This window comes from Virgibacillus subterraneus (assembly GCF_900110695.1).
In the GTDB taxonomy this organism is placed as follows: Bacteria; Bacillota; Bacilli; order Bacillales; family Amphibacillaceae; genus Lentibacillus; species Lentibacillus subterraneus.
The window spans coordinates 736,441-752,290 of record NZ_FOEH01000001.1; the positions used below are offsets into that span (position 1 = coordinate 736,441).

The window sequence follows — 15,850 nt, forward strand, 5'->3', positions numbered from 1 at the left end:
TGAGTAGGGGGTTTTTAAATGATTAAGAAATGGCAATTGATATTGCTGGGAATAATGGTGTTGTTTATATTGTCTGCATGCTCGGATGAAGACGGGGAAAACGCAGCAGAAGGGTCTGATGGTGATATTACATTAGAATACTGGCAGTATGCTTTCGATTCAAAGGTTAACTTAATGAATGAGTTAATTAAGGAGTTTGAGGAAGAAAATCCGGGAATTACTATTGAGCAAACAACTTTTCCTTATGATCAGTATAATGAACAGGTAGCTGCCCAAGTGCCAGCAGGAAATGGGCCAGATGTAATTAATTTATTTTATGGATGGGTTCCGTCTTATGTAGATTCTGGTTATTTACAGCCGCTGCCTCAAGATACTTTTTCACATGAGGAAATTGAAAATGAATTTTTCCCATTAGTGGAAGCTACAAAACTGGATGGTGAATACTGGACAATACCAACAGCAGTTCGAACACTAGCATTATTCTATAATAAAGATCTTTTTGAAGAAGCTGGTCTTGATCCCAATGCTCCACCCGAAACATGGGATGAACTACAGGATTATGCTGTTAAATTAACGAAAGCAGAAGACAACGGGCGAATTGAGCAGTCTGGATTAGCTTGGGAACCTTCACAACAGGGGCATCATTGGCTAAGAGATGGCTTGACGTATCAAGCTGGCGGTAAAGTTTTAGGTGACGATCGAAAAGAAGTAGTTTGGGGGGAAGGATCTGCAGGGCTTGAAGCATTTAAATATTGGTTAAGTTTCCCTGGAGAACTTGGAACCTCAGAGCAAGGTTTTTATACCGATGATGTGACGGCTTTTATGTCAGAAAAAGCTGCTATGAACATAGATGGGTCGTTTCGGATAGGAACATTGCAGAGTGATGCTCCCGATTTGAATTATGCAGTTGCTCCACTTCCTGCAAAGGATGAAAAATCCACTAATGCTTCTTTCTGGACTAATGGTATTACTTCAGACGTGGAGGGCGAAAAATTGGAAGCTGCCTCTAAATTTATAAAGTTTTTAACAAGTGAGGGTGTAATGGAAAAGTGGTTGGACGCTACAGGAGAACTTCCTGCTAAAGAAGCAGTTGCAATGCAGGATAAATATGTAAATCACGAAATATACGGTCCATTTATTGAATCATTACCTTTTGCAAATGCTCATTTCTTTATAGATGAAACTAAGGAACGTGATATTGTGATCGATGCCGCTAATAAAGTTTTATTGGAAGAAGCAGATCCAGAGGAAGCATTCAATGAAATGGTTGATTCTACACAGGAACTTTATGATGAGTATTGGAGTGATAAATAGAAGGTTTTGATGGGGGAAGGGTATTTCCCTTCTCCTTTCTTCACAATAAGGGGGTACATAATGGAACAATTAAAATCTTCTCAAGACTATGATAGAGAATATGATAAAAAAAAGGAAAAAGTTAAACAAAAAGCACCTTTCTTTTATAAACTCAGAAAGACCCATAAATATCAAAAGTATTTCTTTATATTTATCAGTCTATTGCTCCCATTAATTTTCTATTTAGGCATACGAGTTATGCCAACCTTATTTACATTTAATATGGGTTTTAGGGAGTGGAACCTCCTTGCAACTGGGGAGCGCCCCTTTGTAGGCCTTGATAATTTTGTAGCGCTGTTTCAGGATGAAGTTTTCCTTAAATCCCTTTTAAATACTTTTATTTATATTGTAATAGGCGTTGCAGGTCAATTGCTATTCGGTATAACCGTTGCGCTATTACTGCACAAGATCAATCGGTTTAAGGGCTTATTTAGAGTCATTTACTTTATTCCATATGTGACCAGTATTGTTGCCATAAGTTGGGTTTTTCAATGGCTTTTTATGGGTAACGGTTTTATTAATGATGTATTGATAAATATAGGTTTACCCCCACAACCTTTTTTAGGTTCTCCAGATCAAGCACTTTATGTTATAGCAGCAGCTATGATTTGGCAATCAATCGGATTCCAAATGGTTTTATTTTTAGCTGGATTGGGAAACATTCCACAAATGTTATATGAAGCAGCTGATATTGATGGAGCTAGCCCATGGCAAAAATTTTGGAATGTTACTGTTCCGCTACTTAACCCAACTATCGTATTTTCAGCCATTATTGGAATGATTACGTTTATCCAGGTTTCCTTCACCCAGGTAATTAATATGAGTTCAGATGGTAGCGGTGGACCGCTAGATTCTACAATTTCAGTTGTTGTTTATATCTATCAACAGGCGTTCCAACAATATGATATGGGAATGGCTTCTGCAGCAACTGTAATATTGTTCCTATTTATTTTGGGCTTGACTATTTTCCAAATGAAAGTACTAACCAAGAAATTTGATTATTAATATAGGAGGTGTGAGGATGAAACCAGGAAAGTTATTACCTTATATAGCCCTAATAATAGGCGCAGTTGTTATGCTTTTTCCATTTATCTGGATGTTATCTACTTCTTTAAAAGCACCAATGGATATATTTAATCTGAATATTATTCCAGAAAGTGCAACCTTAGCAAATTATATTGAGGTTTTACAAGAAAGTATGTTTATCAGGTGGTTTTTAAATAGTGTTATTATCGCAGTTATTACGACAGTGAGTGTAATATTCTTCGATACACTTGTTGGCTATATCATAGCAAAATTTACTTTTTTTGGAAGGAAATTTTTATTTATAGTGATACTTAGTACTTTGATGGTACCAGTAGAAATGCTAATTATTCCATGGTACATGATGAGTTCGGAACTAGGCTGGACCAATACTTATTGGGGGATACTGTTTCCGGGTCTAATGACTGGTTTCGGAGTATTTTTGATGAAACAATTCATGGAACAGATTCCAGAAGATTTATTGAACGCTGCACGAATTGACGGCATGAATGAGTTTTCAATTTTCTTTAAGATAGCTGTTCCGCAAGTGTGGCCAGCAATATCTGCTTTAGGTATTTTTTCTTTTCTTAGTAACTGGAACGCGTTTCTGTGGCCATTGATTGTAACAGAATCCTCAAGTCTTCGAACCTTGCCTGTAGGGTTATCGTACTTTTCATCTGGGGAGGCTGAATCCCAATGGCATTTGATAATGACTGGAGCTACTATTTCTGTTATTCCATTAATTCTGGTTTTTATTCTACTGCAGCGTCATATAATTAAAGGTATTGTTTTAACTGGTATGAAGTAATGAAGAGAAACATGCTATTAAAATAGGGTGCATCTCCTAGGTGAACATTTTTGGGAGATGCATTCTTTAATTAGTCGTCCACATGGGAACGTTGGGATGGTAGGGGCGTTTTATTTGTCCCAGACCCAAGCTTTCAAAAACTCCGCATGAAAAATACGATCACGTTTTCAGTCATCAGCTCCCCTAATTACCAAAATCAGTCCAATCATAATTATTCTCCCTCTGTTTTTGTTCATTTTCTTCTTTTTTACTTTTAACATTTTTTACTTTTGTAAATGTCATAATATAGCCGCAATCCTCACAAGCATATTTATAAACATCAGAATGGCGATCAATAAAGGATTTCTTTTCTTCTGGTACTAGCATTAGATTAATATCTGCCCTCGCATCTGTTTGATGGTCTAGTTCAGTATTTACATCGACATCGATATCAACTGGGTACTCGAAACTGTTTGCAATAGTTCTTACATCATTATAAGCTGTTGAATATATATCAACATTAACATCAATAGTATAATATCCTTTACGGAAATGCTCTCCGCCACATACAAGACATTTTATTTCACTCACAACAATTCCCCCTCATCTAAATGTATATTTTTTGATAAGGATTGTTATGATAGCATGGTGTTTTTTGGGCTACTTTCTCTTGGGTCAGCGGTCCATTTTTTGCTAAAGCAGAAAATACCTTTCTTTTAAGTACTATCGTTTCTCAAGCTGAAAAAGTGGCATCTGGATAAAAATATTTATCCGATGCCACTTTTATTACGTGAGGATCGATTATAGTTAAAATAGATACTATTTCTTGTTTCATATCTAATTGGATGGTGTGTAGCGGGACGGTGAACCTGACCCTCCGTCCCGTTATAACCTTCTTTCACATGATTTATCAAGTTTAATTGAAGGATTTTTTTCAGTAAGAAAGGATATAAATTTCTTCATATCCCCTTTTTTCTTTAAAAACTCAACACCTATCTTCATCTTTAGTTTACCCTGATGATTATATAATGAATAATAAGCGCCTCTATCCCCTTCGAGGGACAACAGGGGACAGGTCCATCGTCCCGGTACCACAGCAGCGGGACAAGGGACCTGACCCTATGTCCCAAGCTTACGCACATCCAGATTACCGCCAGAAACAACACATGCTATGTTTTTTTCTTGTACACCCAACTTCCCAAACATCGCCGCAGCTATTGCGACAGCACTGGATGGTTCAATGACCTGTTTCATTCGTTCGAGAATAAAAAATAGGGCCTGCTGGATTTCTGTTTCACTGACTAATACCAGGTCGTCTAAATACTTTTGCACAATCGGAAATGTCAGATCACCAGGCTGACTCGTTCGCAGCCCGTCGGCAATTGTACTTGTTCCAGGAATTGATGTGATTATTCCATTTTCCAACGAAAGGTGTGTATCGTTAGCTATTTCCGGTTCGACTCCAATAACTTTCACATGTGGTTTCGTTTCCTTGATTGCTGTTAATATTCCGGAAATAAGACCACCTCCACCGACGGGAACAACTACCACATCAACATCATCTAACTGCTTCAATATCTCCACTCCTACTGTACCTTGCCCTGCCATGATATATGGGTCGTCATATGGGGGAATAAACACGCCATTCTTTTTAGCTGCTAATTCCTTTGCGCGAGGCAATCTTTCTGCTGAAGTCGTCCCACATTCCTCGATTTCACCATTATAGTTTCGGATGGCATTCAATTTACTGGCCGTTGCATCCTCAGGCACAACAATTGTGGCTGGAACTCCAAGGATGTTGGAAATATAAGCAACTGCTTGCCCGTGATTTCCAGAGGAAGCTGCTGTTACGTATGTCGCCCCATCTTGAACGGCTTGTTTCACTTTATTTGTAGCACCTCTTATTTTAAAGGAACCTGTTTTCTGCAAATGTTCACTTTTTAAAAACATGTTATTCCCGCAAATTGAAGAAAGCGCTGTGGAAGTAAGGATTGGTGTTTCATTGATCGTATCAGAAATCTTTTCAGCAGCTTGATGAATGTTTTTTAGTGTGATCAATTGATACAACTCCTTTATGGGGGACAAGAGGGACAGGCTCATCGTCCCGTTAATTATGTGATTTATTTTACCATATAATCTAGCAGTTTTCTTTTCGATTAAATTAATTGAGATTTGGTGATAATGCCTAATAATATTTCAAGTTTGTTTTTTAATGATAAAAAAAGGGAAATATTACATTGTGCGTATTTATGCAGATATCACAGACGATATAGACAGTCTGACTGCAGAAATGATATGTTTAGAGAGATTTCACAAACGAAGGAGTGAACACAAATGTTGAGATGGTTATTTGTGTTTGTTGCTATTTTATTTATGGTGTCGATTCAAACACCAGATACAGTGCAGAAAACGTGGAAGGCTGACAAAATAGAAGCAGCGACTTTTGATAAATGGACAATAAATATAAAAGAATGGCTCGCTGACAATGATATAAGTATAGCGGAAGTTAAAGATAATTTAACTCAATTGGTGAGAGTTCCAAGAGGTGGAGAAACGAACCCAGGAAGTTCTACAGAGCAAAGTGCGTCCTCGGACCTTGAGGCTAAAGATCCTTCCGAGTTTGAGAAGAAAGTAGTTGAACTCGTTAATGAAGAACGGGCAAAAGAGAACTTAGATCCACTAAAAATGCATGACCGTCTAAGCAGTCTTGCCAGAAAGAAATCGCAGGACATGGCTGAAAACAATTATTTTAGCCACACATCGCCAACATATGGTTCACCTTTTGATATGATGCAGCAATTCAACTTTAACTATAGCTTAGCAGGTGAAAATATTGCAGCCGGGCAACGCAGTCCTGAACAGGTTGTAGAGGGTTGGATGAACAGTGAAGGTCATCGGAAAAATATTATGAAGGATGGATTCACGCATATTGGTGTTGGATATGTTGAAGGTGCTGGGCTGCCATATAAGACCTACTGGACGCAATTATTTATGACACCAAGGTAGGTTGGGGGAGGTTAATTGATTTGAAAGTAACCAAGATATACAAAAAGGGCGATAAAGATATTAATGAGGATGCCTATGTTATAAATGAAGATGCTCATATCTTTGCAGCTATTGATGGTGCAACAGGTTTGGATGGTATGCCGGGCTATCTAGCATCACATGCTGTACAGAAAGAATTGCAGCAGGTTACACAAGCTAAATCCCTCTATGAAAGTATGCAGGCAGCAAATTACAGATTAAGTGAAAAAGCTGTGGAATACTATGAGACTAGTTTTAGAAATTTAGATACTCCCAGTATTAATGAGATACCTAAAAAGCAGAGAAGTTCAACAGGTGTAGCTGCTGTCCAATTTGAGCAAGACGGGTTAGCTTTTGACTATTTTCATGCAGGAGATTGCATGCTATTTCTGAAATATGAAAGCGATGAAATACGAACTGTCACTTATGATTTGGTCCAATACCTGGATCAAGAGGCAATTAGTGAATTGGTTAAGTTACGTGAGGAAGCAGGGAACGATTTGGATTTAAAAGAGCTTCGAGAAAAGGTTAAACCTACGTTGCTACGGAATCGGGATAAGCTTAATTCGGCTGATGGTTACAGCATTATTGATGGCAGTGATAAGGCGTTTGTTTATATTGAGTATGGAAGAATTCCGCTCAATCGAGTTATCGGAATTCTTTTATTAAGTGACGGGCTGCTTTTGCCAACAGAATTGGATGAAATCAATGCGTGGAGTAAGACTGCTGAAATAGCTTTTAACGATGGTCTAGATGGATTATTGGCTGAAGTTGAGAAAAGAGAAGAAGATGATCCGCAATGTATCCAATTTCCTCGAATGAAACAGAGAGATGATAAGACAGGGGTTTTGGTTGAATTGTAATTGAATTGTAGTAGGGTAGGACTAAAGCTATAGAGTCCAGAGAAGCTCCAACAGATAAAAAGAACAAACAGTTAATGTTCCTTCAATAGTCTTATTCAGCATCCTCGGCTGCTTGCGAAAATCCACTAAATCAATTTCTTTTTTGTAAGCAGGGCGTTCCTACTTCCGCTGTTAACAAATTTTCCTAAATCTGAAAATATAAAAAAGTCTGTTAATATGTAAAGTATTTAACAGACTTTTTATTTTGCTTAGGGCACAATTGTACTAGTTAGTGGTATTGATTAACCTTGATAATTTTGGGATGTGATAAAACTTACCTTTTTTTACTAAAATTTGTTGTTTCAACAAATTATTTACCGTATTTGCGACTGTTACTCTACTTGTCCCAATTAGGTTTGCAAGTTCTTGATGAGTAAATTGAATTCGGATGGTAATTCCGTCGTCCTTTTTATTACCGTAGTTCATAGCAAGATGGTAGAAAGCGTCACAAATACGTTTTATAGAACTTCCATATGAAAGGTGAAGGTTATAGACAGTAGCTAATCGTAATTTGGTGTTTAGCAAATCAATGTATTGTGCCATAAGATCTTTATTATCATAGATAATCGATTCAAATTTGGCGTAGGGTATATACGCAATGCTAACTGAAGAGGCAGTTACTGCATTTTCAAAGTAGGTGTTATCTTTTCGTACCCGGTTTTCGCCCATTAGACAGTTTTTTCCGGCTATTGATATCGCTTTTTCTCTCCCATCACTTGATAGCATAAATAGTCTTACACGTCCGGACAGAACTAGAAAAACAGTGTCTGCTTGATCGCCTTGGTCGTAGATATGAATGTTTGAAGTGAGTTCTTTCGTTTTCGCTTGGTCAATAAGTGGGCTCCAGTCATAGTCTAAGTTTTCTAACCAAGGGGATATTGTTTGCGTTAGTATTTCCATTTTAATTATGAACCTCCCACTATATTTATAGTTTTGAAAGGAATGATTATAGTGATAAATGATATTAATAAAATAAGAGAGTCTTTTCCAATTTTAAAAAATAAAATCCAACTTTCAAGCTGCTCTCAAAGTGCGATGCACGTTGATGTGAAAGAGTCTATTAATAAATACATGTCCTCCTGGGAAGAGAACGGAATGGATTGGGGAGGATGGATGCAAGCTTGTGAAAGCGCTCGTTCTGAATTTGCAAAAATGATTAATGCTGATCCTAGTGAAATAGCTATTGTATCTAGTGTATCACATGGTGTATCAAGTATAGCAACTAGTTTAACAGATCAGAAGAGAAAAAAAGTTTTAGTTGCTGATTTCGACTTTCCTACAGTTGGTCATGTTTGGCTATCTCATCAAGATAAATTTGATATAGATTTTATTGGTCATAAGAAAGACGGATTTATTGAGGCTGAGGATTATGATAGTCACATTGATGATCAAACATTAATTGTAAATACCTCGCATGTTTCCTTTTATGATGGTTTTAAACAAGATTTAAAGGAAGTTGCAAAAGTTGTCCATGAAAAGGGAGCGTATTTATCTGTAGATGCTTATCAATCGTTAGGTCAATGTCCTATTGATGTTAAGGAAATGGATATAGATATGCTGACTGCCGGTTTGCAAAAGTACGCATTAGGTATTCCAGGTATCGCATTTTTATATATTAAGAAAGAAATTGCGGACCGGATGACACCTAAAATTACAGGATGGTTTGGGCAGAGTAATCCATTTGCATTTGATATTAAAAACGTTGACTACGGAGGGGGGACAAGGCGCTTTGATTCAGGAACATTTCCGATGATTAACGGTTTTGCGGCAGAAGCTGCGTTAAAAGTATTAAATCAATACTTAATAGGTGATATTGAAGAACATTTAAAACTATTATCTCAGATTGCGATTGAAGAAGCAGCAGAAAGGGGGTTAATGGTTAAAAGTCCTAATTCACTAAAGAGTAAAGCTTCTAACACTGCAATTTATGTAGAAAATGCATCAGAAGTTGAGGGTTTATTAAAGAATGAAGGTATTATTGTTTCAGCTCGAAATGACGTTGTTAGAATCGCTCCACATTTTTATAACACCAAAGATGACGTTAGGTTAGCAATAAAAGAACTTGCTAAATTAGTTAATTAATCTTTTGGAGGAGGAGTCAACATGTCTCGAGATAAGCAGGATGTAACGAATAGAAAACTGGAATTCTATGGGGGCGTACCGATTTTACTGGTTCCCTTTGGGGTAATGTTTATTGGAATCTTATGGCTTGGGTTTACTGGAGCAGCTTTACCAGAAGCCTTTTGGCCGATGATTTTATTAGCTTTACTAGTAGGACTAATGTTAGCAAAGAATAAAAAGGTATATATAGACTCACTAATACAGGGGATTACCTCGCGTATGCTGGCAATTATGTTATTAGCATGGTTTTTAGCAGGAATTATGGCTAAGTTATTGCAATCAACTGGCCTTGTTGAAGGATTGGTGTGGTCTTTATTGGAAATAGGGTTATCAGTTGCATGGTTTCCGTTAATTGCATTTTTGATTACAGCTCTTATTTCTATGGCAACTGGAACAGCAGTTGGCTCGTTAATTGCAGCGAGTCCTATATTATTCCCTGTTGGCTATGCGCTAGGAGGAGATCCGTTGCTAATAATTGGTGCAATTATTGGTGGTGCTTATGTAGGTGATAATTTGGCTCCTATTTCAGATACGACAATAGTTTCTGCGTATTCGCAAGGAACAGATATTGATAGAGTTGTTAAGAGTCGCCTTAGGTACGCAATTGCTGCAGGTTCGATAACTATAGGGCTTTATATCATTTTTGCACTTTTTTCTAATAGTTCAGGATCAGTTCAGCCACCTGAAGATATTTCACCTCTAGGATTAGTTATGTTATTAGTTCCTGCACTACTGTTGTTTTTAATGATAAAAGGGCGAGACCTTGTTGAGGGTTTATTATACTCTAATGCCTTTGGACTTATTTTGGGGCTTGTGACAGGCTTAATAGGGTTCAAAAATATTTTGTCTATAAACCGTGAGGAGTTCACTGCTGGAGGGATTATTTTAGATGGTATTTTTGGGATGGTAGGAGTTGCTGTCTTTACAATATTCCTGATGGCCTTAATTGGGACACTTCAACGTGGTGGTTTTTTGGATTGGCTAATTGAAAAGGCTGAGATTGTAGCTACTACACCACAGCGTGCTGAAGTTGTAATTGTATTCGCTACGCTAATTTTAAATGCACTAACGACAGCCGGCACCCCTTCAATGGTTATGTTAGGTGATTTTGTTAGAAGACTTGGACACAAATTTAGGATTCAGCCCTGGAGAAGAGGTAATTTACTTGACGCCGGCTCCACATCAATTATTGGATTTTTACCTTATAGTGTAGGGTTGTTAATTCCGTTTGCATTTGTTGGCGGAACGGTTGATTTAGCTGTATATCCAAATTTTAACCCAGTAGGTGTTGTACCTTATGTGTTTTACTGTATAGCTATGGTCATTGTAATCGTGTATGCAGCATTTAGTGGATGGGGTCTTGAATTTATGAGTGAAGATGAATATCAAGCAGAATCAATAGATATTTATGGTCATGAACAAAATGATAACGATTTCAATAAGGCGGCGAAGTGAGGATTGTTAGATGGTATATTTTGATTATGGCTCACTAGGTATACCAGATAAAGAGGCTCTAAAGGAAGCAGAAGCATTTTTAACTCAGCTACCAATGAATATTATAAGCGAAAAAGACTATACATTGGAAATGGTAACACTAGTAGAGAAAACACGAGAACAAATAGCTGATTTATATAACGTTTCTGCTGATAACATAGCGTTTATTTCCAATACAACAGAAGGTCTCGGTACTATTGCATCTGCTTTAAGAGATTCTGAAATTGATGTTGAAGTAGGGGTTCCAGATATTGAGTTCATGTCCAGTGCACTCGTATGGGATCGTTCTGATGGAATACACTACTGCCAGACCAGGGATGGGATAATTTCTGCGAATACAATAAATAACTGTTTGAGCAGGGATGCCAATATTCTGTGCATGAGTGCTGTTCAAGAAGTAAGTGGATACCGTTTCTCATTCCAGGATCTTTTGAAGTTACGTGACAAAAAGTCTAATGAATTTTGGATAATTGATGGGATTCAGGAGGCAGGTGTATTTAGACGTGACTTAAAAAATGATCAGATTGATGCATACATTGTGGGTGGACATAAATTATTAAATAGCCCATTTGGATTAGGCTTTATGTACATTAGTGATCGTTTGCTTAAACAAATATGTCCAGCTTATTATGGATACTTTAATCTTAAGGAGCCTAAGGTAGGTTGGGTTAATTATCTTGAATCACGAACACGGAAGTTAGTTGATTTAACTGATATGTCACGTCGAAATGATGCCAGTATTTTTGAGTCAGGTGGAATGATAAATGCCCTTGGAGCCCTGATGCTAAGTAAAAGTATTGCTTGTTGGCAGAACTTTGGCATAGACGTTGCTATAGAACATATTATGAAGTTACAAAAATTATTTAGAAGTAGAATGTATTTAATGGAAGGTTATGAGATTTTAGGGAGTGATTCACTAAATACATGGTCATCCATTATAACATTAACAAATAAAGATGGGATTGATAAAGAGAGGCAGTTATTTAATAAACTTTCCGAGAACGATATGAAAGTTAGTTTACGATCTATTAACGGAATTGGAGGAATTCGAATCGGGTTTCATTATAGAACAACGGAAACAGAAGTTGAGCAGTTGGTTGAGATGATTAATGGATAGATATTTAAATAGACGCCCATTGACTAATCCTCAGCAAACCCCACAAATATTATGTGGGGTTTTTTAAATGTGTGGCTAATTTTTATGAAAGAAGGATTCATCAATATGCATAAATAGGAACAAAAACCATTGACACATGCAAGGCAAGATGAGTATACTGTAATAACCAAGTTAGTTGATAGGAATTGTCGTGAAAAGGAGGGAGTTCATTGTTTCTTGAATTGAATCATGTTGGAAAGACTTTTACAGACGAGGAGAAGCAGTCATCATTTGAAGTATTTTCCGATATTGACATAAATGTATCTGAGAACGAATTCGTGTCTATTCTAGGACCCTCTGGCTGTGGGAAATCAACCTTACTATCGATGATCGCAGGGCTTGAGAGCGCAACGTCAGGGTCAATTCTGCTTCAGGAAAAGGAAATTAAACAGGCCGGACGAGAACGCGGTATGGTTTTTCAGCAACCTTCCTTATTCCCATGGCTCAATGTTCGAGATAACATTACCTTTCCATTAAAAGGAATTATGAGTAAAAAAGAAGCTAATGAACGGGCCGATCACTATCTTAAAATGGTCCACTTAAGCAGATTTAAAAACAGCTTTATTTATGAACTGTCAGGCGGGATGCAGCAACGTGTTGCCATTGCTCGAGCTCTCGCAATGGATCCGAAGGTCTTATTAATGGATGAACCATTTGGAGCGTTGGACGAACAAACACGCCATATACTGCAGGATGAGTTAATAAAAATTTGGCAGGAAACACAAAAAACGATCCTCTTTGTAACGCATAGTATCCAGGAAGCTATTAAACTGTCAGATCGTGTCATTGTGATGGGGACGCGTCCCGGCAGAGTGATTTCTGATTTTAAAGTCGATATACCAAGACCTAGAAAGCGTGAGGACCAAGTCGTAATTGAACATGAAAAGAAAGTCATGGATTTGCTTGAAGGTGAAATAAAAAAAGTCTTAGAGGAAGAGTTATCAAATGAAATTCAATATAGTCGTTAAACGTGTATTATTTTTGGCTGCAATCATTGGATTATGGCAGTTAGTTTTTTCGATAAATGTGTTTGCAGATGTTGTTTTTCCGTCCCCTGGTAAAGTTTGGACAGCATTGTATGAAGGATTTACGCAAGGGGATTTCGTCAAGGCACTAGGGGCGAGTTTTAAACATTTATTTGCAGGATTGTTCATGGCGATTCTCCTGGGAACGATTGTCGGTGTGATACTAGGCAAATCGAAACAGGCGGATGAAACAGCGGGCATGTATTTAATTGCATTGCAAAGTATACCGAGTATTGTCTGGGTTCCGCTTGCTATTATGTTATTTGGATTCACCGAATTTGCTGTCGTATTTGTCGTTGTGTTAGGCGGCACATTTGTGATGGCCTTAAATGTCAGGTCGGCAATTCATAATGTACCACCTCACTTCGTTCGAGCAGCAAGAACGATGGGAACAAGCGGGTTTGGATTATTTTACCGTGTTGAAGTACCTGCAAGTATTCCATATTTCATGTCTGGTGTCAGGCTTTCCTGGGCATTCAGCTGGCGCGCATTAATGGCTGGTGAATTATTGAGTAATGGTCCCGGATTGGGATATTCATTGAGATACGCACAAGACTATGCCAGGATGGATCAGGTTATTGCCATTATTATCATTATCGGACTGATTGGAGCAATCGTCGATCAACTTGTATTTTCTAAATTAGAGAAAAATGTTATGAAACGTTGGGGATTAGTTAAATAAAATGAAGGGTGGAAGTGGAAAATGAAGAGATTTTTATCAATTATAGCATTAGCAGCACTTAGTCTCGTATTAGCTGCATGCGGGAGCAGTGGTGAAGCATCAGGTGGAGATGAAAGTGGTGATGGTTCAAAAGAAATTACGATAGGATACTTCCCAAACATTAACCATGTTGCTGGGATGGTAGCTGAAGAAAAAGACTTGTACTCAGAAACACTACCAGACGGAACAACAGTAAAATATCAGTATTTCCCGGATGGTTCAGCCTTTATGACAGCTATTGAAACAGGTGACATCCAAGGTGGACTCGTTGGACCAGGGCCAGCGATGAATCACTTCACAAGTGGAGCAGAAATTAATGTTGTTGGTGCAGGATCAACAGGTGGTACGGTGATTATGGCTAGAAAAGACGCCAATATCGAATCACCAGAAGACATGAAAGGAAAAACTTTTATCTCACCACGTGTAGGCTGCACGCATGATGTTCAATTTGAAACAATGATGAAGGAAGAATATGGCATCACATCCGACCGAACTGGTGGAGAGATGAAGCATGTTACAGGTAAACCAGCAACATATCACAGCATGTTTACCACAGGAAACGTTGATGCAGCTACAGTTCCTGAACCATGGGCATCTGTTATCGAGGAAAAAGGAAGCGGTAAAGTACTCGTAGATACTAAAGATGTTGCATATGGTGAAACATTACCAGCAGCTGTATTTGTAACGTCACGAGATCTAGTCGAAAACAAACCTGACCTCGTTCAAAGTATCGTGGATGGTCACAAAAAAGCAACAGAGTTCATTCAAGATAACCCAGCAGAATCTAAAGAAATTGCTATCAAAAAGATAAAGGAAATTACCGATCAGGAACTTTCCGCATCTGTTATTGATAACGCATGGGAACGAATTAATTTCACGTATGAAGTTGATGCAGAAGTATTACAAGAATTCGCAAACTCCTCCCATGATCTTGAATTCTTAAAAGAAAAACCAGACCTAGAAGGATTAGTTGATACTAGTTTTATTGAATAATAAAGGAAAAAGCCAGCCACGGAGCTGGCTTTTTGCTTGGACTGGGACGCTGGGGACAGGAACCTTGTCCCAGTGATAGAAATGGGGGGGACAAGGGACCTGACCCCACTGTCCCGTGACAGTTCCCTGGTAGTATTGTAGAGTAGAAGAATCAACTGTGGAATTAGGTGAAGAGTTTTATGGTTAAAATATATATTTTATTATTACTGGTAATGTTAATGTGGGGGTTAAATCTATCGGCGCTGAAGGTGCTTGTTGATGCAATTGACCCGATGCTGTTGACGTCTTTTAGAATTATGACTGCCGGGGTTGTTGTGCTGATAATTTGTGCTGTGATGGGGATATTCAGGTTACCTCGCAAGCATGAGTGGCTGGTCATTTTTTACATAGCTATTTTTAATGTCGTTTTACATCATTCGTTTGTTGCGATTGGTCTAGATTTGACATCGGGTATAAACGGTGGGTTGATTTTAGGGATGATGCCTCTGGTTACCGTGATGATGACTGTAATCATTTTGCGTGAGCGTGTTACGTGGCTCAGGGTCTCTGGCTTCATTTTAGGATTTATTGGAGTGGTCGTAACAACATTGACAGGTGCTGATGGATTGGCTGCTATTTCATTAGGTGACTTCATCGTGTTTCTGGGAGTTATCGTTCAGGGGTTTAGTTTTGTTTTGATTAGCAAACTGAAACCGACATTTGATCCACGTCTGGCAACTGGTTACATGCTTTTACTTGGCTCGGTTTTTATTTTTATATTGAGCCAGGCTTTTGGTTCAGAAATTCAGGAGATTACCTATCTGTTTGATTGGAAGCTGGGAGCGGTGTTTTTGTTCAGTGCAGTTTTTGCATCAGCGTTTGGCCATATGACATATAATTATGCCATAAAAAAAGTAGGACCAGCAGAAGCAGCCCTATTTATCAATATGAACACACTTTTTGCGATCACCGGAGCATCTATCTTTTTAAATGAAGTAATTACGATGAATCACATAGTTGGATTTATCTTGATTTTGAGCGGTGTATTTATTGGAACAGGTGCTGTAGAGTATATGTTGATGAAGAGGAGAGGGACGTAGGGTCAGGTTCCTCGTCCCGCATCTACCAGCCTCTCATTGCCCCAAGCCCCCTGCCTTCCAAATTCTTTATGAATTCGAAGACAATACTTTTATATGAATTTCCGTACAATATGGATTTTATAGTCTATTTTACCTGTATTTAACAGTTAACTAGGTGAACACTACTATTTGT

At 38.1% G+C, this 15,850-nt stretch carries 14 protein-coding genes and 1 pseudogene; 12 read left to right on the top strand and 3 right to left on the bottom strand.

All coding sequences use genetic code 11. The features are described from left to right. The first annotated feature begins 18 nt into the window (after nucleotides 1-18). Genes BMY13_RS03480 through BMY13_RS03490 form a run of 3 tightly spaced genes read left to right on the top strand, consistent with a single transcriptional unit; the run spans nucleotide 19 to nucleotide 3,184 of the window. On the top strand, nucleotides 19-1,314 hold the full coding sequence (locus BMY13_RS03480) for an extracellular solute-binding protein (protein ID WP_245735994.1): 1,296 nt from the start codon (nucleotides 19-21) through the stop codon (nucleotides 1,312-1,314). A 60-nt stretch (nucleotides 1,315-1,374) separates the two neighbouring features. Next, nucleotides 1,375-2,358, top strand: a complete 984-nt coding sequence (locus BMY13_RS03485; protein ID WP_092502576.1) for a carbohydrate ABC transporter permease — start codon at nucleotides 1,375-1,377, stop codon at nucleotides 2,356-2,358. 16 nt (nucleotides 2,359-2,374) lie between these two features. Next, nucleotides 2,375-3,184 (top strand): carbohydrate ABC transporter permease, encoded by an 810-nt coding sequence (locus tag BMY13_RS03490; RefSeq protein WP_092491636.1) that lies wholly within the window; start codon nucleotides 2,375-2,377, stop codon nucleotides 3,182-3,184. A gap of 183 nt (nucleotides 3,185-3,367) precedes the next feature. Here BMY13_RS03490 and BMY13_RS03495 read toward each other — a convergent pair whose 3' ends face one another. Together BMY13_RS03495 and BMY13_RS03500 are read right to left on the bottom strand one after the other, a co-directional pair. Continuing rightward, on the bottom strand, nucleotides 3,368-3,754 hold the full coding sequence (locus BMY13_RS03495) for a hypothetical protein (RefSeq protein WP_092502578.1): 387 nt from the start codon (nucleotides 3,752-3,754) through the stop codon (nucleotides 3,368-3,370). Nucleotides 3,755-4,282: 528 nt separating this feature from the next. Then, complete coding sequence (locus BMY13_RS03500) at nucleotides 4,283-5,221, bottom strand: threonine ammonia-lyase (protein ID WP_092502580.1); 939 nt, start codon at nucleotides 5,219-5,221, stop codon at nucleotides 4,283-4,285. Nucleotides 5,222-5,761: 540 nt separating this feature from the next. On the opposite strand from BMY13_RS03500, the pseudogene BMY13_RS19675 reads away from it, so the two are divergent. Next, nucleotides 5,762-6,169 (top strand): annotated as a pseudogene (locus tag BMY13_RS19675) (CAP domain-containing protein); the annotation flags it as partial. Nucleotides 6,170-6,189: 20 nt separating this feature from the next. Then, on the top strand, nucleotides 6,190-7,050 hold the full coding sequence (locus tag BMY13_RS03510) for a hypothetical protein (protein ID WP_092502584.1): 861 nt from the start codon (nucleotides 6,190-6,192) through the stop codon (nucleotides 7,048-7,050). 264 nt (nucleotides 7,051-7,314) lie between these two features. Here the strand turns inward: BMY13_RS03510 and BMY13_RS03515 are convergent, their stop codons facing one another. Next, on the bottom strand, nucleotides 7,315-7,989 hold the full coding sequence (locus BMY13_RS03515; RefSeq protein ID WP_092491643.1) for a Crp/Fnr family transcriptional regulator: 675 nt from the start codon (nucleotides 7,987-7,989) through the stop codon (nucleotides 7,315-7,317). 51 nt (nucleotides 7,990-8,040) lie between these two features. Between BMY13_RS03515 and BMY13_RS03520 the strand changes: the two genes are divergently transcribed. The 7 genes from BMY13_RS03520 (at nucleotide 8,041) to BMY13_RS03550 (ending at nucleotide 15,678) form a co-directional block, all read left to right on the top strand. Beyond that, entirely contained in the window at nucleotides 8,041-9,171 is a 1,131-nt protein-coding gene (locus tag BMY13_RS03520; RefSeq protein ID WP_175476699.1) for an aminotransferase class V-fold PLP-dependent enzyme, read from the top strand. Nucleotides 9,172-9,192: 21 nt separating this feature from the next. Next, nucleotides 9,193-10,665, top strand: a complete 1,473-nt coding sequence (locus BMY13_RS03525) for a Na+/H+ antiporter NhaC family protein (RefSeq protein ID WP_092491645.1) — start codon at nucleotides 9,193-9,195, stop codon at nucleotides 10,663-10,665. Nucleotides 10,666-10,675: 10 nt separating this feature from the next. Next, a complete protein-coding gene (locus BMY13_RS03530) occupies nucleotides 10,676-11,821 on the top strand; it encodes an aminotransferase class V-fold PLP-dependent enzyme (RefSeq protein ID WP_092502588.1) in 1,146 nt (381 codons plus the stop codon). A gap of 209 nt (nucleotides 11,822-12,030) precedes the next feature. Beyond that, the gene (locus BMY13_RS03535; RefSeq protein WP_092491647.1) at nucleotides 12,031-12,828 is read left to right on the top strand and encodes an ABC transporter ATP-binding protein; all 798 of its coding nucleotides are present in this window, start codon (nucleotides 12,031-12,033) and stop codon (nucleotides 12,826-12,828) included. Next, on the top strand, nucleotides 12,806-13,567 hold the full coding sequence (locus tag BMY13_RS03540) for an ABC transporter permease (RefSeq protein ID WP_092491648.1): 762 nt from the start codon (nucleotides 12,806-12,808) through the stop codon (nucleotides 13,565-13,567). The genes BMY13_RS03535 and BMY13_RS03540 overlap by 23 nt, the downstream gene beginning before the upstream one ends. A gap of 21 nt (nucleotides 13,568-13,588) precedes the next feature. Further along, nucleotides 13,589-14,599, top strand: coding sequence for an aliphatic sulfonate ABC transporter substrate-binding protein (locus BMY13_RS03545; RefSeq protein ID WP_092502590.1), 1,011 nt, complete (start codon nucleotides 13,589-13,591; stop codon nucleotides 14,597-14,599). A 179-nt stretch (nucleotides 14,600-14,778) separates the two neighbouring features. Next, nucleotides 14,779-15,678 carry a DMT family transporter gene (locus BMY13_RS03550; protein WP_092491650.1) on the top strand — a complete coding sequence of 300 codons (900 nt, stop codon included), beginning with the start codon at nucleotides 14,779-14,781 and terminating at the stop codon, nucleotides 15,676-15,678. The last annotated feature ends 172 nt before the right edge of the window (nucleotides 15,679-15,850 follow it).